This window comes from Paenarthrobacter sp. 10N417 (genome assembly GCF_056394745.1).
The window spans coordinates 160,735-184,762 of the sequence record NZ_JBFTIL010000004.1 but is presented as its reverse complement, the minus strand read 5'-3'; the positions used below and the strand labels follow the sequence as shown (position 1 = coordinate 184,762).

Genomic DNA, 24,028 nt, shown 5'->3' with positions numbered 1-24,028 from the left:
GTCAGCCACCGACCCCGATGGTTGAGCCTGACGCTACCTCTTCCCACAGGCTCAACCATCGGCCCCAATAATTCCCGAGGAAACCACCCATGACTGCTTCGCCCGTCCACTCCCCAACAGTTTCGCCAAAGCGCGAAACGTCCCTGCTTGCGTCGGTGCCTACCGGCCTCCTGATAGGCGGTGAGTGGCGGGATGCGTCCGACGGCGGCACGTTCGATGTGCACGATCCCGCCACCGGGGAGGTGCTCGCTACCCTCGCCTCCGCGACCAGCGTCGACGCGATCGCCGCGTTGGATGCCGCCGACGCCGCCCAGGGCTCCTGGGCACGGACCGCGCCCCGGACCCGGGCCGAGATCCTCCGCCGCGCCTTCGACCTCGTGACCGAACGGGCCGAGGACTTCGCCCTGCTGATGACCCTGGAAATGGGCAAACCCCTGCCCGAAGCACGCGGCGAAGTCACCTACGGGGCGGAGTTCCTGCGCTGGTTCTCCGAAGAAACCGTCCGCGACTACGGCCGCTACCTCACCACCCCCGAAGGCAAAAACAAAATCCTCGTCCAGCACAAACCCGTCGGACCCTGCCTGCTGATCACCCCGTGGAACTTCCCGCTGGCCATGGCCACCCGCAAAGTAGCCCCCGCCATCGCAGCCGGCTGCACCATGGTCGTCAAACCCGCCAAACTCACACCCCTGACCGCGCAGTACTTCGCCAAGACCATGCTCGACGCCGGCCTGCCCGCCGGAGTCCTCAACGTCGTCGCCTCCTCATCCGCCTCCGGGATCTCCGGGCCGCTCCTGAAGGACTCCCGCCTACGGAAGATCTCCTTCACCGGCTCCACCCCCGTCGGCAAACGGCTCATCGCCGACGCCGCCCAGAACGTCCTGCGCACCTCCATGGAACTCGGCGGAAACGCCCCCTTCATCGTCTTCGACGACGCCGACCTCGACAAAGCGGTCGAAGGCGCCATGGCAGCGAAAATGCGGAACATGGGCGAAGCCTGCACCGCCGCCAACCGCTTCCTCGTCCATTCCTCAGTCGCTGAGGAGTTCACCGCCAAGTTCGCCGCCGCCATGGGCGCCCTGGTGACCGGCCGCGGCACCGAACCAGCCACACAGGTCGGTCCGCTGATCGACGCCGGCGCCCGGGACGACGTTCACGCCTTGGTGAGTGCCGCCGTCGACGCCGGAGCTACCGCTGTCACCGGTGGTGCGCCCGTGGACGGACCCGGATACTTCTACCAGCCCACCGTCCTGGCCAACGTCCCCAACGACGCGGCGATCCTGGGCCAGGAAATCTTCGGACCCGTCGCCCCCGTCACCACATTCGCCACCGAAGAGGATGCCATCCGCCTGGCCAACGCCTCCGAGTACGGGCTCGCGTCCTACCTCTACAGCCAGGATTTCAACCGCCTGCTCCGGGTTGCCGAGCAAATCGAGTTCGGCATGGTCGGCTTCAACGCCGGCGTCATCTCCAACGCCGCCGCACCCTTCGGCGGAGTCAAGCAATCAGGCCTCGGCCGCGAAGGCGGCACCGAAGGCATCAACGAATACACCACCACCCAATACATCGGCATCGCCGACCCCTACGCACCATAAGACACGGCGGGCCCGGCAAAAGCCGGGCCCGCCGTGTCGCTGGCTCAAGAATCACCCCGGCTTCTGAAGCCTGGCGAGCATGCGACCGACTTCCACAACCGCAGGCCTTATTCTCGTCACATCGCTAATTGTGAGAAATTGCAGCATGAGACCGTCCAGTGCGGCGAAAGCCGCGAGGGAGACCTCATTATGAGTATCGATCCCCTTTTTAATAAGAGCCTGTTCCACGGTTCGCACATAATTCTCATACAGCCGGCTAACCATTTCCCGGATCTCGGGATTGCGGCGGGATTCGAGGATCATCTCGAATTGAAACAACTGAAGTTCAGGTTCTGCGCCCACCGAGCTGATCAGGGCGTCCGCAAAACTCTCGTCAAAGTCCGCAATACCTTCCAGACCCGTTTCCTCGATGGAGCGATGCACAGCCCACTCCATCGTGGCCGCGAGCAGACCATCCAGGGATCCAAAGTGATGAGTCACTAAAGCGTGGTTAACCCCCGCCCGGGAGCCAACGGAACGGTAGGTCACCCCACGGAGGCCTTTCTCGGCTACGACGCTGATGACAGCGGCCAACAAAGCGTCACGGCCATCGCCATAAGGCAATTTGCGAGGCTGGGAAGTCATGGATTGATCCTACCGGGGAGCAGACAGGGCTACAGACTCCAGCAGGACCCCGGCTTGCTGGGCCGCCTCCATTCCGCTTTCGATGGCACCATCGATGAAACCACCCCAACCATTGGCTATGTCGGAGCTGGCGAAAAGGACGCGCCCATGCGGCTTCTGCATCCCGGCCAAGTGACGAGACAAGAACCCCGTCTTGTGCATGGGCCACGTCTCACCCGAATATTCGTCCCCGGCCCAGTCATGAGTGGCGACGTCGAGAACTTCGGCGGCGGGAAGAAGCCGTCGCAGCTGATGCTCGACGGCGGACACATCAGTAGAGTCAATATTGCTGGCATCAGGACCGAACGCGACGATGACAGTGTCACCATTCACTTCGTACTCGCTCTGGAAAAAGTTAAGGGGCCAATCAGCTCCGCCCAAGGCCACAAACGGTTCATGGATCCCCCGTAGCCGTACCCAAATTTTTGTCCCCTTCGAAACCTGGCCACGTACCATCGCTTCCTGCTTTACAGCCGGGAGCTCAGGACGGAATGCAACCTTTTGCAACACAGCCAGCGGTATTGTCACGATGGCAGCAGCGGCAGTAACGGATTCCCCGTTTCGATCGGAGACAGTCACGATGCCTCCGTCTTCGCTTATCTCAGCAACCGTGAATCCGAAGTCAATTTCCGCGGAGGAGTCTTGGAGGATGGCCTGAGCCAAGGCTCCTGTTCCGCCGACGATTTTGTATGTGGCGCACGCTTCAAAACAGAGACTCCAGTCTCCGTTCGTCAAAGCGACCCATCGGAGTGCCTGGGTAAACGCGGCCTCATCAAGGGGTCCGTTGAAATTCAAGGCCCAGAAGGACTCCAGTATTTCCCGGCTGGCTCCCGGGGGAAATTCCGAGCGGATCCGATCCTTGACTGTTACATCGTCCACTTCGCGGAACGCGTCAGTGGCCAGTGGAGTGAAAGGTTCGGGAAAGTATTGTCGAGCTTCCCGTACGAATTCCTCATTGCCCGACCCAATGAGATTCAGCAGCTCCTCAGGGTCTCCCTCGTGGCGAGCTCCCGCCGCCCACCACATGGCTTTCTGCGGTTGCGGGCTGGGCGTCGTCACCAACCCGTACCGTTTCAGCTCGGCCCATATATAGGGCTGGGTCCAGTGGACCCAGGTTCCACCGATTTCAAGATCCCGGCCCAAACGCCGGTCCAGCCAGGTGCGTCCACCGATCCTGTCACGCGCCTCCAGGATTCGCACCGTAAGGCCTTGGCGTGCGAGCTCGCGGGCAGCTGTAAGTCCGGCGAATCCGGCTCCGATAACGACAACGTCGACGTCGGTGGTCTCCATTGTGGGTTCCTTTCCGGCGGTTAGGAGTAGACGAAGAACTCGACAGTGGGCTCGTGGACTGACCACCGGGTCTTGGCCCCCTTGTTAAAGGACGCCGCGCCGCCAGGAGTGAGGTCGTAAGACTGTCCGCCCTCGACGTCGATGGTGAGATGCCCTTCGAGAATCGTGATGGTCTCATCAGCCTCAATGAGCAGATCGAAGGGTTCAGGGGCTTCCTCAGGGGTTACATGCCAGAATCCACAGGCCAGCGCGGGTCGTTCCCCGTCACCAAATCTGCGGATCCATTGAACGGATCCAAGTTCGAACGCTTCATTCTTGCCCTGGTCAAGGGCATCGGAAACAGTGAAGGCGGCGTTGGTCATTTTGACTCCAGAAAGGGTGTAGGCAGCTCTCGTGAGCTTGGGAAATCGGTAGCCTTCTGGCCACATGCGTGATTGGCATCACTCACCACGATTTAAGCAATTGCTTAGTTTCCTGTCAAGGCCACCACCCACGTGGATAGGATCAGTGCTATGGGCACTCCAAGCGGCGCAACAAAATATGGAACCGGCAAGGACGCACTCCTCAGGGCTGTCGTAGTGGTGGTGTCGGAGAAGGGCCTGCGCGGATTGACCTTTAGGTCGGTCGCGGAGTGCGCAGGAGTCAACAACTCCCTGGTAGCCCATCACTTCGGGACTCGTGACGCCTTGATAGCGGCCGCACTGGAATGGGCATCAGAGCGCTCCATCAGCGCTTCCAGGCTGCGGGAAGCCGTCACCGCGGGACAGTCCTTCACGGACTCGCTGCTCGATTTACTCCTGGAGGATCCCGAGCTTCAGATTTTTCAGTACGAAATGATCCTTGAGTCGCGGCGGCGCCCGGAACTCCGCGCCGGGGTGCTGGCGTTGTACGAAAGCTACATCGAAGCGCTCACTGAAGGCCTCGACGCTTCGGGCGCATCCTACAATTCCCGGGTTGTGGCCCGCATGCTTTTCGCGACACTCGACGGATTGGTCCTTCAGTACCTTTCCGGCGTTGAGCGCCAGCTCATTCAAGCGTCCCTTGAGGAAGTCCATGGGGTGCTACTGCGGCAGGGACTGTCACCGACAGCCGCAGATTCAGCACCCTGAGGGGTTCAAGCGGCCCCAGGCCACACTGACTGATTCGCCTCTCTGATGCGTCGAACTTAGCGGTCCACGGATGCCCGAAATCGACCCTTGACACTCCAAACTAAACATCTGTATAGTTTCGATTGTGGGCAGGATCACTAAAAGGCTGCCTGTCCTACACAGCATCGATCGACTTCCCCTCTCGCACTGCGCATCGGCGCGCAGAGCAGGCCTCCCCATCTCCCCATCACATGGCCCGTTGCGCCGGGCATTATGAAAGAGCCAATCCATGAATCAAGAATCAAGCCGCACCTCGGCAAGTCTTGGACTCGATGAGCACGTATCAACCACTCCGCCCATCCGCCTGAAGGCCAACAAGCTGGGTGTCATCGCCGTTGCCTTTTTTGCCATTGCAGCCGCGGCGCCGATGGCTGCAGTCGTCGGCGCGAGCCCGGTCCTGTTCTCAGCGAGCGGACCCGGGACACCCGTCATCTACGCAATCGCCGCGTTGTTGGTTGCTTTGTTTTCTGTTGGCTACCTCAGGATGAGCCGTCACATCACCAACGCGGGTGGTTTTGTTGCCTATATCGCGAAGGGCCTGGGAAACAAGTGGGCAACAGGAGGCGCCGGAATCGCCATTCTGACCTACCTCAGCCTTCAAGTTGGTCTATGGTCGCAGTTCGGTGTCTTTGCGCAGCAGCTCGTGGAAAGCCTGACCGGCCTCGGCCTCCCCGTCTATTTCTGGATTGTTGCCATCCTTGCCATCACCACCTTCCTCACGATGCGCGGCGTCGACGCGAGCCTGAAGGTTCTCGGCGTCCTGATCCTCGGCGAAACCCTGGTGGTGGCCGCGCTGGTAGTTTCACTCATCGTGCAAAAAGGATTCGGAGTCTTCACGTTCGAGGGGTTCACCGGCTCCAGCATCTTTGGGCCTGGTTTGGGCATCTCGCTCCTGTTCGCCTTCGCCTGCTTCACCAGCTTTGAAGCCACGGTGGTCTTCGCCGAGGAAGCCAAAAACCCCCACCGCACCATTCCCAGGGCGGCCTACCTGGTGATCGGTTTCATTGGTGTCTTCTACGCACTGTCCACCTGGGCCATCAGTGGAGCCATCGGCATCGACAACATCCAGACCGTTGCCACGGAGAACCCCTCAGGGATGATCTTCGACCTGGCCGAATCCAGCGCGGGCACCTGGCTTAGTATCGCCATGCAGATCCTGGTAGTGACGAGCTTTATCGCCATGCTTTTGGGCCTGTCCAACATGTTCTCCCGCTACTTGTTTGCACTGGGCCGGGCCGGCGCGTTGCCAGCCAAACTCAGCTCAGTCTCCAAGACTGGAGCCCCCTCATTCGCAGGACTCATCAACGCGGTGGTCGTTCTGGTGATCATCAGTATCTTCCTGCTAGCCGGGGCGGACCCCATCACCACGGTGTTTGCATGGTTCGTCGCGTTGGGCACCGCTGGATTCATCTCCATACTGCTGGTCACATCCGCGGCCATCGTCGTCTACTTCGCGCGGAAAGGAACCCGGGACAACATCTGGGTCACCGTCATCGCACCCGCGTTATCCTTCCTCGCCTTCGTCGTCGTCGGCTATCTCACCCTGGACAACTACGATGTCCTGCTCGGCGGCGCCGGAGGGATCGCAAAGTGGCTGCTCCTGGGCATCCCGCTTCTCTTCGTGGCCGGTTGGGCCCGTGGCCTGCGAAAGCCGTCCATCGACTACGCCGCGGAAATTGTCTGAGTCCCCGGCAAATTCCTGCACTCCCACGAACGAAATCACTAATACGACAGGAAACACCTATGAACTCCGCCGAAATTCAGGATTACATCCCAACCAACGAATGGCCACCCGTTTCGACAATGCTTGACGGATTCGGAGACCAGACACTGCCGGCATCTCCGGCATTGTCAGGAACCACACTCCGCATCCCTGCCCAAGGCGGCAGTTCGGCGGAGTATTCCTTCCAGGATTCCTCCACGGTTATCTGGATCAATTCCGGCCCCGACAGCGAAACCAGCGGCACGGCAAGTTACAAGGCTATCGAGGCCCGTCCGGAGATCTTCATCGTTGACTTCGTCCGCGGGGAAGGCACCGACGCCGAGAACGTCACCATTGTTGTGGACAGGAACACCGGCGCCGTAACCAGTGGCGTGTCCACCTTCCGGGTTGTCGACGGCAAGACCCGCAGCACCACCGAATTCAGCCAGACCAACATCCACGGCACCGACGTCCTCCACCAGCGATCCTCGGAACTGGTGGGCAAGCGGGTCTTCTACCGCTACAGCGACGTCGAGACCTACGAACACATCTACCTGAACCCCGGCACCTTTACCTGGAACTGTGTCCGCGGCGGCGAAGCCGGACTTGCCGATACCGATCGTTGCATGACCTGGGACGTGGCCGAAGACCTGTTCATCTTCTTCTGGACCGAAAAGGTCATGACGGTAGAAGCCGTGCTGCTGGTTGACCTGCAGGAAGAACGATCCATCGGCCGCATGTTCGGGTGGGACGATCCAGCCGCAGAACCGGTAGTCCTTCCCTTCAACTCACGACTGACCGTCCTGAACACCACCGAATACCCCCAGGACACACACAAGCACTAGCCACACCCCGGGGATGCCCAACCAGCCATGAGCACCCTGGGCACAACTTCGGCGATGGAGCACTTTCATGGATATGCATTTGACCGACCGCGTAGTCATGGTCACCGGAGGAGGATCCGGCATAGGCCGTGCCTGCGTGGAGGCTCTGACTGCTGAAGGCGCCAAGGTCCTGATCGTCGAACGGAACACCGAAGGCGAGGAAGCCGCCGCCCAGCTCCGGGCGGCAGGCCACCATGTGGAATTCGTGCAGACCGACGTGTCCAACGAGGCCGACGTCGAGTTGGCCCTCAAGACCATTGAGCGCATCTTCGGACGGTTGGATTCAGTAATCGCATGCGCCGGAGTGTCAGGGCCGGTCGGCACCAACGCGACACAGGTGTCAGTTGAAGCCTGGGATCATGTCATGGCCGTCAATGTCCGTGGAAATTTCCTTATAGCCAAGCACTCCGTCGGACTGCTGTCCAAAAGCCCGGAGCCGTCCATGGTCCTCCTTGGGTCGGACTCCGCGCTGGTTGCCTTCAAGGACAGACCTGTCACGGCCGGAAGGTTTCACAGGCTCAAACCTGCCGTTGATCCGTCCCGATCAGGTTGCACGTCATGCCGTCTTCGTGGCCTCTCCGGTCAGCGCGCCTGTCAACGGAACAACCTTGGTGGCAGATTTTGGCTACACGGCACGGTCAGCGATGCCCGCGCTGGATTTCAGCTGACAGATAACCGTCCACGCTCAGCCGCGGACCACCTTTACCAACAAGAGGAGCATTCAATTGGAAACCTACGACTCCCTGCTTTCCCGAATTGAACCGGCGCACGGCCAAGCCAGCCGAACCATTTTTGACCCGGCTACCGGCAAACCCGTGGGAGAAGCCCCGATCCACACCATCGATGACCTCGAGACTGCCGTAGCTGCCGCTGTTGCCGCGCAGCCGGCCTGGGCTGCCTTGGGCCACGACGCCAGGTCCGCTGCCCTTATGAAGGCCGCCGACGCCGTCGAGCGTTCCGCCGAAGAGCTCGCTCAACTCCTCTCGCGCGAGCAGGGCAAGCCCCTGAACGGTCCCAACGCCCGGTTCGAAGTAGGCGCTTGTGTCGCATGGCTTCGTGCCACTGCAGCGTTGCCGTTGGAACCTGAAACCCTGGTCGACGACGGCGAAACCCGGGCCGAACTTCACTACCGGCCCATCGGCGTGGTCGGTGCCATCGGCCCCTGGAACTGGCCCATGATGATCGCGGTCTGGCAGATCGCCCCAGCGCTTCGCATGGGCAACGCCGTGGTTGTGAAGCCCTCCCAAAACACTCCCTTAAGCGTCCTGGCTTTGGTGTCCGTTATCAACGAAGAGCTGCCCGAGGGCGTGCTATCCGTTCTGAGCAGCGGCCGTGACGTCGGGTCCCGTCTCACCGAGCACCCGGCTATCGGAAAGCTCATGTTCACCGGCTCCACTGCAGCCGGCAGGGCAATCATCAAGTCATCGGCAGATACTGTCAAACGGCTCACCATGGAACTGGGTGGCAACGACGCCGGCATTGTCCTGCCCGACGCCGATCCCAAGGCAATTGCCGAAGACCTCTTCTGGGGTGCCTTCATCAACACAGGGCAAACCTGCGCCGCCCTCAAACGGCTCTACGTTCACGACTCCATTTACGAAGCCGTGTGCGAGGAGCTCACCAACGTTGCCATGGCCATGCCCATGGGGAACGGACTGGACGAAAACAATGTCCTGGGACCCCTGCAAAACAAGGCGCAGTACAACGTGGTCGACGAACTCGTGGAGGCCGCGAAAGTATCTGGTGCCCGGGTACTGATCGGCGGCAACCCTGATCGTGAACAGCCTGGCTTCTTCTACCCGACCACGCTGGTAGCTGACATAGATAACGACAACCCGCTGGTGGCCGAGGAACAATTCGGTCCGGCCCTGCCGATCATCCGGTACACCACCCTCGACGAAGCTGTGGCGAAAGCCAACGCGCTCGACGTCGGACTCGGCGCCTCGGTATGGTCCTCGAACCTGTCCGCCGCGCGCGAGGTCGCGGCTAGGCTCGAAGCCGGGACCGTCTGGATCAACAGGCACGGAGCGGTGGATCCACGCATCCCCTTCGGCGGGGCAAAGCAATCGGGCTACGGACTCGAATTCGGCGTCGAAGGCCTCAAAGCTTTGGGCGTCCCCCAGGTCATCAACGGCTGACACCAGTCCCCTCCGGCAAGGGGATGCACATCCGAACAGGGCGGGCATCCCCTTGCCAGTGGCCCGGACTCCCGCGTGGCTGAAACTACACACCGCTATCGGACAGACAGGCACACAGTGAATGACCTCAGTAGGCCCGTGGCCATCGTGACCGGCGGAGGCACAGGCATAGGTGCCGCTGCAGCCGCCGCCCTGCGCTCAGACGGATGGGATGTCGTCATCTGCGGCCGACGACTAGCCAATCTGGAAGACACCGCCTCGCAAACTGGCGCGATCCCCGTTGTGGCCGACGCTTCAACAGAAGAAGGCGCGCAGAAGGTCGTTGAAGAAACAGTGACCAGGTTCGGATCCATCAATGGCTTGGTCCTGAACGCCGGCATTGTCCGGCCGGGCAAGGTAGGGGAACTGGACGGCAGAGACTGGGATGCCATGATCCAAACCAACCTGACCGGCCCGTTCCTCCTGACCAAAGCAGCCATGCCATACCTCATGGAGACGTCGGGATCCGTCGTAGGAGTGGCTTCCGCGGCAGCACTGAGGGCTACAGGAGGCATCCCCGGATACAACGCATCAAAGGCCGGACTGACCATGCTCATGCAGTCCGTCGCTATTGATTACGGCCATCTGGGGGTGCGGGCAAACGCCATTTGCCCAGGCTGGACGCGCACCGAAATGGCCGACATGGAGATGGAGGAATACGGGGCGGAGCTGGGGCTCGAACGCGAAAACGCCTATTCGACTGCCACGGCATTTATCCCTAATCGACGGCCCGCTGAGGCAAAGGAAGTGGGCAATGTCGTCGCTTGGCTGCTCTCCCCTTACGCGTCCTATATCAACGCGGCAGTCATCCCGGTCGATGGTGGAATGGTAGCCGTCGATCCTGGTTCACTGAGCCTGGACCCGCGGGTGCGTATCGACATCAGAGATGCTCGATCGCTATAGCTTCACCCGATTCCTCAGCTCTCAGCCTGCCTGCTTTTTTGTCGGTCACAGGCAGGCTGGGAGCTACTGGAAGGATCTGAGCCTTTGACGCTTGCTTGCCGGGCAACCAGCGTCCGGTGTCCCTGTCTGGTATGGAATTAGTGAGTGGTGACGTTGACTACTTCCGTGATGGCGCCCACGGGGAAGTTCGTGTAGCTGGAGAAGTCGAAGCCGTTGTACCCAAAGATCTTGCCGTCTGTTTTTAGTCGGTTCATATCGATGAGAATGACGCCGAGGGTGGGGACGATCTTTTCACGCCAGACGAACAGATACAGAGCCTCAGCGATTTTGATGTAGTGACAGCGGTCGGTGTCACCCAGACCGGCTTCTGAGCCCTTGATGCAGTGCCACGTGTAGAAGTTGTTGTTCAGGTAAACGTGTTCGTATACCTCTTCGGGGCTGTAGTGGTAGCGGTTCCTTAGCCCGATCAGTTCGGTGGTGGGGGCGTGCGCGGTTCCTCCCTGCGTCCCGCCCACTGAGCCATGAAGAATGGCTGCTTCAACTCCAGTTAGTTCGGTGCCTTGGCGTGCCCTGTCGTAGGCACTGATGGAAGTGGCTTGCTCGTCAGGGAGTGCTGCCTCTACCAGCGTCACTTGCCCGCTGTTGTTGTCCAGTACGAGGCTCATTGACTTCTTGACCGAGTCGCCCACGAGGAAATCGTTGCCCATGAGGAAATCAACGAAGTAGATGCCTTCCCTGACGGAGGTGACGCGTGCGTCCTGCTCCCGGCCGTCCCAGACCAGTGTCTGGCTGTTCAAGATCCGGAACTCGTGAGTGCGTCCGCCCGGGAAATGGAGCGTGAAATCCTGGCCGTTCAGGCCCTCGTTCACTTCGAGAATGTTGTTGTTAACGGCGAAACCTTCACCCAGGGCGCCGACGGAAATAAACTCGGGCGTTGTTGTGGTGTTCAAAATGAAATCCTTTCGTGGTGGTTGCGGTAGTCGTTCAGGCAGGAAAAGACGACCGTGCGTGGTAGCCGTAGTCAGCCATGAGGGAGACACCGTTGACAGGGCCGGAGAGAGGGGATGCAAGACTGAGCACAAGCCAGGCAACATCCCAAGGCTTACTGACGGGGTATTCGGCGTCCTCAAATGAGTCAATGCCCAGGCCTTCGCGGGCCATTGGCGTATCCACGATTGACGGGCAGACGCTGTTGACGCGGATGCCGTCATTGTAGAGTTCCGTCGACAAAGCCCGGGTCAGCTGGACGATTGCGCCCTTGGATGCGTTGTAAGCCAACATGCCTGGCACGGCGACAAAGCCGGAGTCACTGCCGATGAGCGTATATGTCGCACCTGTCCCCTCGCGAAGATAGGGCAACGCTGTCTTGATGGCCAGGAACGGGCCCAGCACATTGGTCCGTTGGACCTCCATGAACTCCTCGGCCGGAACCTGATCCACAGGGCTGCCGAGGGATCCTGAGATGCCGGCGCTGCTGACAAGGTGATCCAAGCCGCCTAATTGTGACACCAGGTCACTGGTGGCGGACTGTACAGCTGACTCGTCGGACATGTCACAGACGCCTCCGACGACGGTTACGCGGGGATGTCTTGCACGTAGGTCCTCCACCGCCGTCGAGAGCCGTTGGGACGATCTGCCGACAATGCCTACGTTGGCCCCTTCTCCGGCGAAGGCATCGGCCACTGCGAGCCCGATACCCGACGTTCCGCCGGTGACCAGGACCCGCCGGCCCGCTAGTCCGAGGTCTACCATGAGCCGGGTCCAGATGTGCTGGTGGCATCGGCGAGGTCGCGATGCGCTTTGTCGTAGTGCTCCATGTCGCTGAGCAGCTCGTGGTAAATCTCAGGCCTGCGGGACTTGAGCCATTGTGCAGTTGCGAGTCCGGTGAGAACCGCAACAACGAGCAGCCACGGCAGCGCGCCGATGACGGGATTGTCCGAACCGGCCAGTGCGGTGAAGTTTAGAATCGCCAGCAGCACGATCAGGGCAAGCCCGAGTGCTCCAAGGCTCGGGGCCACCAGGGTTTTCCAGAGCCTTGGGTCCCTGTTGCGACGGAAGTGGACGACAACGGCCACAGCGGCAAGCATTTGAAGGGTCAGGATTCCCAAGGTGCCGAACCCCGTCATTGAGGCGGTCAAGGCGGTAATGGGGTCCAAACCAGCCACGTAGTAGATTCCCGCAATCAGCGTGCCGAAAAGTAGCTGCGCGGCGCTGGCGTTCTGGGGGGATCCGTTGGAGCTTCGTGTGCGACTGAGGGCTCTCGGCAGAATTCCGACGCGGCCGTAGGCGTAGATGTAGCGGGCGGCCGAGTTGTGGAGTGCCAGCAGGGCAGCGAAGAGTGAGACCAGAAGCAGGACCATCATGACCTTGGTGAGGGTGTCGCCGAGGTATTGATTAGAGAGCATGAAGACCAGGTCACCTGTAGGCAAGTGCTCGATGGCAGTGTCCTGTGCCTGGGCGACACCCAGGGCGCTGACGATGGCCCACGTCGTGAATGCAGCGAACGCGCCAATGAACAAGATGGCGATGTACGTCGCTTTCGGGATCGTGCGGTGAGGGTCCCGGGCTTCCTCGCTGAACAGGCCCGTTGCTTCGAAGCCGACAAAGCAATTGGCTGCGAAGAGCAAGGCCAGTCCGAGTGATCCCGAGAACACTGCCTGGGGCATCAGCGCTTCAAATGAGAACCCGTGCGTGAACAGAACGTTGAAGTCCAGGATCAGGAGGATGGACACCTCCAGGACCAGGCAGACGCCCAACACTTTTGCGCTGAAATCGATGCCTCGGCGTGTCAGCAAGAAGATCAACACCACGGTTATGAGGCTCCAGAGGAACCACGGCAGGTCCAGTCCTGTCAGTTCTTTGATGACTGTGGCGGTGAAGAAGCCGGACGTGCCGATAGCTCCAGCCACAAAGCAGTTATAGCCGAGCAGGGCGATGTTGCCTGCCACAAGGCCCATGCGACGGCCGAGGCCTTTGACGACGAAAGCGTAAAACCCTCCGGCACTGACGAGCTTCTTGGCCATTTGTGCGTAGCCGACAGCGAAGAGCAGCAGAATCAGGGTTGCGATGATAAACGCACCGGGCATACCCCCTCCGTTGCCCAGGGCAATGCCTAGGGTTGCGATAACGATGATGCCGGTCAACGGAGCTACCGCTGCCAGAACCAGAAAAACGATGCCTCCTACGCCCAAGGCATTGGAAGAGAGCTCGGTGCCGGCAGCGCCTTGCTCAGGAAATTGAGGTTTCACGGGGTTTACTCCTGGGAGATGAACGAGCGAAGGTCGTGCTTTTTGGTACAACTGGGTACCCACCGGTGAGCCGGAAAGCTGCACGGGCGTGGGGAGACAGGCCGCCTGACCGGAGATTTCCGGGGAAAGATGGTTAGGAGGCTGCGGACGTATAGCTTTTGGAGATGTAGTTTCGGGCGAGTCCAAGGACCATCGGAACAATGCGTTCGACGATGAATTCTGCAGCTTCGTCACCTCTGCGCGTGGATGCCCAGCCCAAATAGGTCAACCCCCGCGAGAGCAGCATGCAGTCCCAGGATTTGAGGAATCCGTCCGGCAAGGCTCGGGCCGAGGCGTAGCCCTCAAGCAGAGCTCCGCGGTAGCTCTCGTAAAGGGGGTGCGGCTGGAAGAAGAACATGATCGTTGCCAAATCGAAGAGGTGCCAACCCTCACCGAAGTCGTCGAAATCGATCAAAACCATCTGGCCGTCTTGACCGACCAGAACGTTTTCGGGAGTCAGATCAGCGTGGATCACCCCGTAGACCTCGACAGACTTTGGAAGGGCCGCAAGGTCTTGCCGCAACTTCTCCACCCCGGATTCCAGGAGTGATTCGCCCTCGGGACCCAGGCTCTGAAGGGCCAACGGATTACCCCACTGGGCCGAGTCGCCTACCAGCCCGTCGGCATCCCAGGCCTGGCGCCGGAACGCTTCGACTCGGCCGATTGTGGAAGTGCATGTGTGCAGTTCAGCGGTCAGGACGCCCAACTGGCGGAATACTGCCGGATCAAGCGAGCTTTCCCCCGCCATCGCTTCAGTGATGTCACCCAAGGGCACCCCACCGTCCACCCAACGCAAGACGTCCAGTTGGAAAACGGTCCCATCCTCAGCTGTGACTACGCATACGAAGTCACCGCTGAGGGTGGCAACCGGCTGGGACACGCTTAGCCCGTGCTCGGCCAGCGCATGCAGATAGGCAAGCTCGGTGTTGATCTCCGCATCAGTCCTGTACCCGGCCCGATGCAGGCGGATGGCATAGCTGTCCCCGGAGTCAGATGTGAGCCGGAAAACGTAGTTCTCCCGGTACTTGACCAATTCAATAGGGGCGGTTGGATCAAAACCGTACTGCTCCAGCGCTCCCCTGACTGTTCGGATTGCCGCTTCTGTTGTCATGCTGATTTCCTGCTTCCTGAGCCCGGTTGTGAGCGGGGTCATACCTAAAGCTAAATCCTGCACACATAGTTTGGCAACAGTACAGCGTGTTTAGTTTTTGAGTGACGTGTGTCATTATTGAATAAGCAAGACAACGGATGGCCTTGGGAAGGTTGGGTAACCGCATGGACCTGAAAACGGACAAGCAACTGTCGCTGCGTGAGCGGAACCGGCTTCGGACGCGATCAGACATTCTCGATGCTGCGGCAGAGATGTTGGGCGAGAGTGGTTACTCCGCGCTCGCCCTCGAAGAAGTCAGCCAGCGGGCTGGACTCTCCCGGGGGACTGTGTACGCGCATTTTCCCGGCGGGCGGGATGATGTAGTGCGGGAAGTGTACCTGCGGGTCGCAGACGCCGTGCATGCCCGAGGCCTGGAGCTTCGCGACGAAGCAAGCGACACAGCAGGCCGCATATCAGCTTTGGCACGGGCCTACGTGGAAATGACCAGTAGTCCTTCAGGACGCTTCTACGGCCTTATGGGGCCGGACGTCACACCTGTTCTTTCCGGTGTGCGGCGGACATCCGAGTCGTTCGAGGCCCTGATCAAACTGGACCTTTCCACGGCCCTCGCTGCAGGTCAATTGCACCTAGGCTCCGATAGTGATGCCTTGGCCACGGCCCTGTCGGGAGCCATTCGAGCCTCGGGCGCCCGGGCCGCCGTGACACCCGGAACCGCCGAGCAACAGATAGCCGCCGTAAAACTGCTCGTCGAAGGCCTCCTCACAAAACCGGCCTAGAACCAGTCATCCCCACTCCACCTTCAACGCGAATAGAACGCGGCCGGCTTAGGCCGGCAAGCGCCAGAAAGACAGCCATGACTACGGAAACCAAGACTGAGTCCCAGGTGCAGCAGCCAAGTAAGGACCTATTGGCCCGCCGATACGCCACACTTGGCCCGTACTCCCCCCTTTTTTACGAGAAGCCGCTGGAACTGGTCTCCGGCTCTGGCGTTTGGCTGACCGACGCGCAAGGCAAGATCTACCTTGATGGTTACAACAACGTTCCACACGTGGGCCATGCGAACCCCGCCGTGGCTGACGCGATCTACCAACAGCTGCTCACCATCAACCTGCACACCCGCTACCTGAACAACCGTGTAGTGGAATACGCAGAAGCCCTGCTCGGCACCTTCGACGGCGCTCTGGAACGGCTGTTCCTGACCAACAGCGGTTCGGAAGCCAACGAGCTCGCCTTGCGGATCGCGCGACAACACACCGGGAACACCGGCGTGCTGGTTTCAGATTTCAGCTACCACGGAAACACGACCAGTCTGGCCGAGCTGACAACGGGATTGACGGTGCGCGAACCGCTCGGTTCCCATGTCCGGCCCCTCCGGATTCCCGACACTCACGGCGTTGCAGAGGCCGACGTGCCCGCATTGCTTAAGCAGTCCTTGTCTGACGTTGACATCGCCATCGCATCACTTCAAGCCACGGGGCACGGAGTCTCTGCATTCCTTTTTGACCCCCTCTTCTCCACTGAGGGGCTTCTGCAGGCGCCCGCCAGCTACATCGACGGCGTCGCCGCCCGCGTCCGTGCCGCAGGAGGCCTCATCATCTCCGACGAGGTGCAATCGGGCTTCGGCCGCACCGGATCCAGCATGTGGGGCTACGAAATGTTCGGCATGGAACCCGAACTCGTAACGATGGGCAAACCCATGGGCAACGGACACCCTATCGGCGCCGTAGTCACCACGGCTGAACTGCTCGACGAATTCGGCCAGAACAACATGTTCTTCAACACCTTTGCAGGAAGCCCTGTCTCTTCCGCCGCCGGACTGGCCGTGCTGCGCTTCATGGAACAGGAAGACCTGATGGCCAAAGCCGGCCACTTGGGTGAGTACATTCGTGCCCGCCTCGAAAACATCGCTCAAGGCAGCGTCAACGTTGGCTCCGTAAGGGGGCGCGGCCTGTTCTTCGGAATAGACATCATAGAAAGTGACGGCAGCCGCACTCCTGCCCCAGGCCTGACGAAAATCCTCATCGAGGACATGCGTGAACGCGGCGTGCTCATCAGTCGTGTGGGACCCCATGACAACGTCCTGAAAATGCGTCCGCCACTTGTATTCGGAAAGGAGCACGCCGACATACTGCTCGAACAGCTGGAACTGTCACTCGGCAGCAGCTTGTCCTAACTATCTCGCCAGCTCTCCCTTCAGCCCCTGCTTGCTGACGATCTGACGATGAAGTGCCTATATGAGTCGTTGACTCCCATTGAAGATGCACTATTCCGCGTCGCCACCTTCGTCCAAATGATCGGCGTGCTGATCCTGACCTTCGGGTTGCCGGTTAGCTTCTCGGCGGCGGCCGATGGGCAAGGCCCCAACAACATGCTTATGGTGATCGGCTACGTCATCATGAGGGTCCCACCTTCCACTGCTGATTGGCACCTCATTCCGCTGGCCGCAGCAATCATCGTGGGGGCCATCGCCGGCTCCGAGGCCCACATCAATCCGAATAACCCCTCGGTCGTACTCGCATTAGTCACTGTGATCGGGCTGGTGGCCCTATCCGCAGTGATCGAAGTTGTCGGCCATGAAATGGTCGGCAGCAAACACACATTCCGCGCTGTGAAGGCAAAAGCAGCTTGAACAATTTGGGTCTGAACGGCTAACGCGCCAGCAGGGTCTCCTCCTCCAAGTAGCCGAGCTTGTCCGGGTTTCGCATGGCGAAGATCCTTGCGATCCTGCCGTCCTCCACCACCAGGCTGATGAGTGACGGACCACGTGCTTCGTCGTCGATCCGGATGCCGAGGCTGCCGTTGAGCCAGAGGAGAGCGATTCTCGGGTTGAGCGCTGCCTGCGGGAAGGACCGCAGCAGATTTGTCACCTTCTTCGCGCCATATACCGGCACCCGAACCGCTTGGGCGAGGCCGCCGCCGTCGGCGATGAGTACGACGTCGGGGGCAAGCACGTCCATCAAGCCCTGCACGTCCCCGGTGGTGACCGCCGCTAGAAACCGTTCGACGACTTCCTGCTGCTCGGTGCGGTCCACGCGCATGCGGGGCCGCCGGGCGGCAACATGAGAGCGCGCTCGGCTGACCAGCTGGCGCACGGCTGCCGCTGACTTGCCCACGGCCTCGGCGATCTCCTCGTAGGGCACGTCGAAAACCTCGCGCAAGACGAAGGCGGCCCGCTCCACAGGGGTGAGCGATTCGAGAACCGTGAGCATGGCGATCGAGACGCTTTCGGCCAGTTCCACATCCTCGGCTACATCCGGCACGGTGAGCAGGGGCTCGGGCAGCCATTCCCCGACGTAATCCTCCCGCCGTCGTGACAGCGTGCGGAGGCGGTTGAGCGCCTGCCGGGTGACGGTGCGAACGAGGTAGGCCCGCGGGTCGCGGACGCCGGCGCGGACGTCGCGGCCCAGTTCGGCCCACCGGAGCCAGGCCTCCTGCACTACGTCCTCCGCATCCGCGGCGGAGCCGAGTATCTCGTAGGCGACAGTGAAGAACAGGCTGCGGTGGGCGACGAACGGATCCTGCCTGTCAGTGGCGCGGAGGTTGCTCATGCCGCTCAGGCTACTCCGTGGCCGCTGCGCGCTGCGAGCGGCTTCAGCTCACAGGAATCCGCGAAACCCTCGGATTCGATGCCGAGGGCCACGTTGCTGCGGGTCGTGAGGTTGGCGAAGCCGATGACGCTGGTCAGTTCGATCAGCGCTGGCGCGCCTAATTGCCCGAGCAACCGGGCAGACAGTCCGTCGGTCACAGAGACAGGCGTGGCACTCATGGCCTCGGCATACTCCAGGACGTCCCGCTCCAGCGGCGTGAAGACGTCGGACTCACGCCAGCACGGGATCTGCCGAGCCTTCTCCAGGTCCAGGCCGTGGTTGTGCGCCATGAAGTAGTTGTAGTCCAGGCACCAGGTGCAGCCGATGAACGAGGCCACGGCCATGTGAGCGTAGGACTTCAGCGACTCATCGCAGCTGTTCCACCTCTGCAGCTTCTGTCCGAAGCCCATGGATGCCTTGAGAACGGGCTGGTTGTGCCACATGACGCCCAGCGATTCAGGGACTTTGCCGAACATCTTCGCGCTGAACTTCTTAATGAGTGCGCCGTAGAAACCGGTGATCTCTGCGGCCGGGATCCTGCTGGTCATGACTCCTCCTACGGGTCGGTTCTGTGTCCTACGACATGAAGACACCGCCCGCGCCCGATCTGTGACACGTCGACTTCAGGCGAAGTGCCCGCTGGCTAGAGGTTCTCCCCCGGATTCCCGCCTCGAACCGTCAGCGTGCCGGCCAGGTCCACGTCACTCCCCGATCCCGTGGCGCCGGCTTGCGAGAGGAGGGTCGCTCCGAAGGCTGCACTCCAGAACGTCCTGGTTTCCACGGGCATGGGTCGTTGCACTTCCCAGTGCCGTTGCTTCATAAGACGGCCAAGATAGCGCTCAGACTGGCGGAACAGCAGATTCAGATGCTGATCCACCACAGCGGCCAGAGCAGGCCGGGACGTTCCCACTACCAAGGCGCGCACCACCAACGGCATGGACGGGAGCATCAGTACCGTGCGGGCCATGTTCCTACGAAATGACTCGGGACCCCCTGCACCGTGGCCAATCGCCTCAACTCGTTCCGCATCGTGGAGCAATGCCAGGAAGGCTGCGTGGATGAAGAGCGAGTCTTTGGAACCGAAGTAGTAGGTCACCTGGTTGGGAAATACGTCGGCATCGGCAGCGATCGCTGCCACGCTCACGTCACCCGAAGTGTTGGCCAGGTAAAGCTTCACCGCGCTATCCAGGATCCGACCCTTGGTCGAGTGACCACGAGCTTGCGATGGCCCCCCCGGAAGACGTTTCCTCTTGCGTTCTGTGACCATGCAAGAAATTGTACTTCATACAACTATCGATATATCTTGTATGTCATACAAGAAAAGGAGTTGCCATGAAGGCACGAGATATTGCTGTGACAGGAATAGGTGCGACAACGCCCTTGGGAGGCACCGTCGACACCACCTGGGCCGCCCTCCTTGAGGGCTGTTCAGGGGTGCGGGATGTCGGATCGGACATGTTGCAGGGCAGCGGGCTCCCCGTAACCATCGCCGCACCCATGGCCACCGACCCAGCGAAGAGACTTGACGCCGTCGAAGCCAAAAGACTGGACAGGGTTCAGCAAGCCGCCATGATTGCCGCAGCAGAAGCGTGGGCAGATGCCGGTTCGCCCCAAGTTGATGGCACCCGACTGGCTGTCGCGGTAGGAACAGGTGTGGGAGGAATCGGCACACTGCTCCGGGAGGACGACACCTTGGAAAACCGCGGCCAGCGCCGCGTCTCCCCACGGGCAGTACCGATGCTCATGGCCAACGGACCCGCCGCGGCTCTCAGCATCCGCTACGGCGCCAAGGCAGGTTCATACACCCCGGTCTCGGCGTGCTCCTCGGGTGCCGAAGCAATTGTCCTGGCCGCCAGATTGATCCGTTCCGGCGAAGCTGATGTGGTCATTGCAGGCGGTGCTGAAGCCGCGATAACGCCATTCACCGTCGCTGCCTTCCTGCAAACGAGGGCCCTCTCAACACTTACAGCGGATCCCGCGTCTGCGTCGCGTCCCTTTGCCTCAGACCGCGACGGCTTCGTCCTGGGCGAAGGCGCTGGCATTTTGGTGCTGGAAAGTGCCGAGCACGCCACGGCCCGCGGTGCCACTGTCCATGCGGTCCTGCGTGGCGTCGGCATTGCCTCCGATGCTTTCCATATGACGGCACCGGCGGACGACGGCGAAGGCCAGGTCACCGCCATCACCAAAGCACTCAACGACGCCGGCATGAGCCCAGCGGAGGTGGGCCACGTCAACGCCCACGCGACGGGCACCACCGTGGGGGACCTGGCGGAAGCAAAAGCCATCAAGGCCATCTTCGGCGACACCATTCCGGTGACTGCACCCAAGGCCTCCCTGGGACATCTCTTCGGGGCCGCCGGCGCCGTCGAAGCCATCATCGCAATCCGAAGCGTCGCACAGGAAGTCATCGCTCCCACCCGCAATCTTCACCAGGGAAACGTGGACTCCGGGATCGGGCTGGACGTTGTCACCGAACAACGCCGCGGAACATCTCCCGCAGCGCTCTCCAACTCGTTCGGATTTGGCGGCCAGAATGTCAGCCTGATCTTCAGCAAGGGCTAAAGCTGTACCCGGTTCCTACTTTTCGGGGTCCCGCAGGAGGTCTTAGTGCTCGATGCAGTCACTTGACGGATACCCCGCGCACACGTGAGCGGTTCAAGATTTAAGGACACCGTTGGCTCGGTTGTGCCGGGTGCCTCCCGGGCGACAAGCGGTACCATTTCAAGAACTAAGGACGAATCATGGACCAGATTACCCTGGGCGATGTGAGCATTACCCGGGTCTGGGAATACTACGGACCCGTCGACATGACACCACAGGCATTCTTCCCGGAAAGCCCGCAGCACGCATGGGAGGACAACTCCTCGTGGTTGGTGCCGCACTTCCTGGACTCCGAGACGCAGATCGTCAATTCAGCGATCCAGACCTGGCTGCTGCGCAGCGGGGGAAAGAACATTCTCATCGACACGGGAGTCGGCAACCACAAGGAGCGGCCTTACGCGTCGGTCTGGAGCCACCTCAACACAGATTTCCTGAGTAACCTCGCCCGTGCGGGCGTTCGGGCCGAAGACGTGGACATCGTGGTGAACACGCACCTCCACATAGACCACGTCGGGTGGAACACGTACTTGGACGGCCGGACGTGGGTGCCGACCTTCCCCAACGCCACCTATCTGATGCCAAAAACCGATTTCGACTTCTGGAACCCCGCCAACGGTTACAAACCGCTGCTCGGTCGGGGAAATCAGAATGTTTTCGAGGACAGCGTCGCGCCCGTACACGAAGCAGGCATGACGTTGCTGTGGGAGGACGGCTACACGATCGACGAGAACCTGCGCTTGGATCTTGCGCCGGGACACACTCCCGGGTCTTCAGTCCTCACGCTCAACTCCGGTTCTGACCGGGCGGTGTTCGTCGGCGACATGCTGCATAGTCCTGTACAGATCATGGAGCCGGACTCGAACAGCTGCTTCTGCGAGGACCCCGCCGGTGCCAGGGCCACACGCCGCAAAGTTCTCGGCTGGGCAGCCGATAACAATGCCTTGGTGGTTCCCGCACATTTGGGTGGTTCAGGCGCAGCCGAGGTGGTCCGGGACGGGAGCAAGTTCTCCATCAAGGGCTGGGCTCCGTTCGCACCTTACTCCCAAGGCTAAGACCACAGAAAGAAACCATGAGTCACCTTAATGACAACGGCGAGAACACCGAAAACGCCGAAAACACAGTCGTTACCGCTAACGGTGCAGTCCGAGGCTTTCGGCACGACGGAACAACCGCGTTCCTGAACATTCCCTACGCCGCAGCCCCGCTAGGCATCGCCCGGTTCCAAGCTCCGCAGCCGCACGCACCCTGGCTGGGTGTGCGGGACGCCACCAATCCGGGGCCGAATGCGCCCCAGTCCGAACGCAAACTCGGCAACGTGGACATGTCCGCCTATTTCGGACCTGGGTGGGTCCGCGGAGAGGACTACCTGACCGTAAATGTCTGGACGCCTGAAACAGAGGGCGAGCGGCGGCCGGTAATGGTCTTCGTCCATGGAGGCGGATTCGTGGCTGGGTCCACCCGCTCGGAACTCTATGACGGCACAGGATTTGCCCGTGACGGCATCGTCCTGGTGACCCTGAACTACCGCCTGGGCATCCCCGGTTTCCTCGATCTTCCCGGCGCGCCCGCAAACCGGGGTGTGCTCGATGTGATGGCCGCCCTACGCTGGGTGCAGGAGAATATCGCTAAGTTCGGTGGTGATCCCGCCAACGTCACGCTCTTCGGCCAGTCCGCGGGAGCCACGATAGTCAGCGCAGTATTGGCCGATTCTCAGGCCGAGGGCCTGTTCCGGAGGGCGATCGTCCAGAGCGGCAGCGGTTGGGGGGCCTTCACACCGGAGCAGGCCGCCCGGGTCACCCGCGCCGCAGCCGAGGCGTTGGGGATCGAGCCCAGCGTCGAGGCGTTCGCGAACATCCCGGATGAGGACCTCGTCGACATCATGCCCAAGCTGTCGGGCATCGACCTGCAGACCGAGACCGCTGGCGACCCGCTCATCGGCCTAAGCCCGTTCAGCGTCGTACTCGACCAGCAGCCGGCGGAGGCGGTCGCCGACGGACGCGGCGGCGCCGTCGACCTGCTCGTGGGGATCAACACGGAGGAAGGCAATCTTTATCTGGCTCCATTTGGGAACTTCTTCACTTCGACCGAGGCAGACGTCGACGCGGCCGCGGTGCGCTCCCACCGGGATCCAGTTCGATTGGTGGAGGCCTATCGCAAAGCCCGGCCGCAAGCTTCCTTCGGCGAGCTGCGCTCCGCCATCATGGGAGACGCTCTGTTTGGCGCCGGCAGCTGGCGTCTCGCCGACGCACATGCCGAACACGACGCCTCCGGCACATACAGCTATTTGTTCGCCTGGCGATCGAACAGCCTTGAGGGAGAGCTCGGCGCCACGCACGCCATGGAGCTGCCTTTCGTCTTTGACAACATCGGGCTGCCGCAGCTGCGAGGCCACAAAGCCCTCCTGGGTCCGGATGATCCGCCCGCTGAACTGGCCGCCCGCGTGCACGCCGCCTGGGTGGCATTCGCCAGGACAGGCGATCCGGGCTGGGAACGGTACGACACCGCCCGTCGGGCAACCCTCCGCATCGACGACGGCGTTTGGGCTGTAGAAGAGGACCCCCGCAGTGAGGAACGCAAGGCGTGGCGCTGAACCCCGGTCGCTCCGCTGAGCGGCCCGACCCGCAGCCTGGCAGGCATTCGATCCACCCACCCCTATTCAAGGAAGAAACTCTATGAGCAGGACAATCGTCAGCACAAAGCATGCGCCGGTTACCAGCGCGCCCCTTTCCCAAGGTGTACGTAAGGGACCCATCCTCCAGATATCGGGCCAGCTTCCGTTCGATCTCCAGACCGGTGCCGTCGTCCGTACAACCGTGGCAGAGCAGACGACGCAGGTCCTAAGCAACATCGCCGCGGTGCTCAAGGCAGGAGGGGCCAGCATGGAAGACGTCGTCATGCTGCGGGTCTACCTGACTGATCCGGCCGACCTGGCCGAGATGAACGCGGCGTATGCCGTGGCTGTGGGCGAGCCCTTTCCTGCTCGCACCACCGTCTACATGCAGCTACCCCCTGGGCTGCTTGTTGAGATCGATGCCTTGGCAGTACTGACCGACTGAAACAATGGGGCACCGCTGGCGGTA

24 protein-coding genes are annotated in these 24,028 nt (G+C 61.1%); 14 read left to right on the top strand and 10 right to left on the bottom strand.

The features are described 5' to 3' along the window. The first annotated feature begins 89 nt into the window (after positions 1-89). Positions 90-1,595 carry an NAD-dependent succinate-semialdehyde dehydrogenase gene (locus AC1DCM_RS06815; RefSeq protein ID WP_477517752.1) on the top strand — a complete coding sequence of 502 codons (1,506 nt, stop codon included), beginning with the start codon at positions 90-92 and terminating at the stop codon, positions 1,593-1,595. Between the two features lie 51 nt (positions 1,596-1,646). Here the strand turns inward: AC1DCM_RS06815 and AC1DCM_RS06810 are convergent, their stop codons facing one another. The 3 genes from AC1DCM_RS06810 to AC1DCM_RS06800 are packed head-to-tail and all read right to left on the bottom strand — an operon-like array spanning position 1,647 to position 3,910. Continuing rightward, the gene (locus tag AC1DCM_RS06810; protein WP_442015818.1) at positions 1,647-2,219 is read right to left on the bottom strand and encodes a TetR/AcrR family transcriptional regulator; all 573 of its coding nucleotides are present in this window, start codon (positions 2,217-2,219) and stop codon (positions 1,647-1,649) included. 9 nt (positions 2,220-2,228) lie between these two features. Further along, positions 2,229-3,548, bottom strand: coding sequence for a flavin monoamine oxidase family protein (locus tag AC1DCM_RS06805; protein ID WP_477517751.1), 1,320 nt, complete (start codon positions 3,546-3,548; stop codon positions 2,229-2,231). Positions 3,549-3,568: 20 nt separating this feature from the next. Continuing rightward, positions 3,569-3,910 (bottom strand): cupin domain-containing protein, encoded by a 342-nt coding sequence (locus AC1DCM_RS06800; RefSeq protein ID WP_442015820.1) that lies wholly within the window; start codon positions 3,908-3,910, stop codon positions 3,569-3,571. Positions 3,911-4,060: 150 nt separating this feature from the next. Here AC1DCM_RS06800 and AC1DCM_RS06795 point away from each other — a divergent pair, with 150 nt between their 5' ends. From AC1DCM_RS06795 to AC1DCM_RS06770, 6 genes are all read left to right on the top strand, one after another. Further along, positions 4,061-4,657, top strand: coding sequence for a TetR/AcrR family transcriptional regulator (locus AC1DCM_RS06795; protein WP_442015821.1), 597 nt, complete (start codon positions 4,061-4,063; stop codon positions 4,655-4,657). 268 nt (positions 4,658-4,925) lie between these two features. Continuing rightward, a complete protein-coding gene (locus tag AC1DCM_RS06790; protein ID WP_442015822.1) occupies positions 4,926-6,380 on the top strand; it encodes an APC family permease in 1,455 nt (484 codons plus the stop codon). A gap of 59 nt (positions 6,381-6,439) precedes the next feature. Beyond that, entirely contained in the window at positions 6,440-7,243 is an 804-nt protein-coding gene (locus AC1DCM_RS06785; RefSeq protein WP_442015823.1) for a MoaF C-terminal domain-containing protein, read from the top strand. Between the two features lie 67 nt (positions 7,244-7,310). Continuing rightward, positions 7,311-8,042 carry an SDR family NAD(P)-dependent oxidoreductase gene (locus tag AC1DCM_RS06780; RefSeq protein ID WP_442015824.1) on the top strand — a complete coding sequence of 244 codons (732 nt, stop codon included), beginning with the start codon at positions 7,311-7,313 and terminating at the stop codon, positions 8,040-8,042. Then, positions 8,008-9,420, top strand: coding sequence for an aldehyde dehydrogenase family protein (locus AC1DCM_RS06775; protein WP_442015825.1), 1,413 nt, complete (start codon positions 8,008-8,010; stop codon positions 9,418-9,420). Before AC1DCM_RS06780 ends, AC1DCM_RS06775 begins: the two co-directional genes overlap by 35 nt. A gap of 75 nt (positions 9,421-9,495) precedes the next feature. Beyond that, entirely contained in the window at positions 9,496-10,362 is an 867-nt protein-coding gene (locus AC1DCM_RS06770) for an SDR family NAD(P)-dependent oxidoreductase (protein ID WP_442015826.1), read from the top strand. A gap of 137 nt (positions 10,363-10,499) precedes the next feature. On the opposite strand, the gene AC1DCM_RS06765 is transcribed toward AC1DCM_RS06770, so the two are convergent. The 4 genes from AC1DCM_RS06765 to AC1DCM_RS06750 all read right to left on the bottom strand — a co-directional run bounded on the left by AC1DCM_RS06765 (position 10,500) and on the right by AC1DCM_RS06750 (position 14,760). Next, positions 10,500-11,312 carry a MoaF C-terminal domain-containing protein gene (locus AC1DCM_RS06765; protein ID WP_442015827.1) on the bottom strand — a complete coding sequence of 271 codons (813 nt, stop codon included), beginning with the start codon at positions 11,310-11,312 and terminating at the stop codon, positions 10,500-10,502. A 34-nt stretch (positions 11,313-11,346) separates the two neighbouring features. After that, positions 11,347-12,114 carry an SDR family NAD(P)-dependent oxidoreductase gene (locus tag AC1DCM_RS06760; protein WP_442015828.1) on the bottom strand — a complete coding sequence of 256 codons (768 nt, stop codon included), beginning with the start codon at positions 12,112-12,114 and terminating at the stop codon, positions 11,347-11,349. After that, entirely contained in the window at positions 12,108-13,610 is a 1,503-nt protein-coding gene (locus AC1DCM_RS06755; protein ID WP_442015829.1) for an APC family permease, read from the bottom strand. The genes AC1DCM_RS06760 and AC1DCM_RS06755 overlap by 7 nt, the downstream gene beginning before the upstream one ends. Positions 13,611-13,743: 133 nt before the next feature. After that, positions 13,744-14,760, bottom strand: a complete 1,017-nt coding sequence (locus tag AC1DCM_RS06750; protein ID WP_477517750.1) for a phosphotransferase enzyme family protein — start codon at positions 14,758-14,760, stop codon at positions 13,744-13,746. A gap of 164 nt (positions 14,761-14,924) precedes the next feature. Here AC1DCM_RS06750 and AC1DCM_RS06745 point away from each other — a divergent pair, with 164 nt between their 5' ends. From AC1DCM_RS06745 to AC1DCM_RS06735, 3 genes are all read left to right on the top strand, one after another. Continuing rightward, on the top strand, positions 14,925-15,536 hold the full coding sequence (locus tag AC1DCM_RS06745) for a TetR/AcrR family transcriptional regulator (protein WP_477517749.1): 612 nt from the start codon (positions 14,925-14,927) through the stop codon (positions 15,534-15,536). 77 nt (positions 15,537-15,613) lie between these two features. Further along, entirely contained in the window at positions 15,614-16,933 is a 1,320-nt protein-coding gene (locus tag AC1DCM_RS06740) for an aspartate aminotransferase family protein (RefSeq protein WP_477517748.1), read from the top strand. Positions 16,934-17,002: 69 nt separating this feature from the next. Beyond that, positions 17,003-17,389, top strand: coding sequence for a hypothetical protein (locus tag AC1DCM_RS06735; RefSeq protein ID WP_477517747.1), 387 nt, complete (start codon positions 17,003-17,005; stop codon positions 17,387-17,389). Positions 17,390-17,408: 19 nt separating this feature from the next. On the opposite strand, the gene AC1DCM_RS06730 is transcribed toward AC1DCM_RS06735, so the two are convergent. From AC1DCM_RS06730 to AC1DCM_RS06720, 3 genes are all read right to left on the bottom strand, one after another. Continuing rightward, the gene (locus tag AC1DCM_RS06730; protein WP_477517746.1) at positions 17,409-18,308 is read right to left on the bottom strand and encodes an RNA polymerase sigma-70 factor; all 900 of its coding nucleotides are present in this window, start codon (positions 18,306-18,308) and stop codon (positions 17,409-17,411) included. A 5-nt stretch (positions 18,309-18,313) separates the two neighbouring features. Then, positions 18,314-18,895, bottom strand: coding sequence for a carboxymuconolactone decarboxylase family protein (locus tag AC1DCM_RS06725; RefSeq protein ID WP_477517745.1), 582 nt, complete (start codon positions 18,893-18,895; stop codon positions 18,314-18,316). A gap of 95 nt (positions 18,896-18,990) precedes the next feature. Beyond that, on the bottom strand, positions 18,991-19,614 hold the full coding sequence (locus AC1DCM_RS06720) for a TetR/AcrR family transcriptional regulator C-terminal domain-containing protein (RefSeq protein WP_477517744.1): 624 nt from the start codon (positions 19,612-19,614) through the stop codon (positions 18,991-18,993). 65 nt (positions 19,615-19,679) lie between these two features. Here AC1DCM_RS06720 and AC1DCM_RS06715 point away from each other — a divergent pair, with 65 nt between their 5' ends. From AC1DCM_RS06715 to AC1DCM_RS06700, 4 genes are all read left to right on the top strand, one after another. Further along, on the top strand, positions 19,680-20,909 hold the full coding sequence (locus AC1DCM_RS06715) for a beta-ketoacyl-[acyl-carrier-protein] synthase family protein (protein WP_477517743.1): 1,230 nt from the start codon (positions 19,680-19,682) through the stop codon (positions 20,907-20,909). Positions 20,910-21,088: 179 nt separating this feature from the next. Continuing rightward, positions 21,089-22,000 carry an MBL fold metallo-hydrolase gene (locus tag AC1DCM_RS06710; protein ID WP_477517742.1) on the top strand — a complete coding sequence of 304 codons (912 nt, stop codon included), beginning with the start codon at positions 21,089-21,091 and terminating at the stop codon, positions 21,998-22,000. A 17-nt stretch (positions 22,001-22,017) separates the two neighbouring features. Continuing rightward, the gene (locus AC1DCM_RS06705; RefSeq protein ID WP_477517741.1) at positions 22,018-23,538 is read left to right on the top strand and encodes a carboxylesterase/lipase family protein; all 1,521 of its coding nucleotides are present in this window, start codon (positions 22,018-22,020) and stop codon (positions 23,536-23,538) included. Positions 23,539-23,620: 82 nt separating this feature from the next. Next, entirely contained in the window at positions 23,621-24,004 is a 384-nt protein-coding gene (locus tag AC1DCM_RS06700; protein ID WP_477517740.1) for a RidA family protein, read from the top strand. Positions 24,005-24,028: the final 24 nt, after the last annotated feature.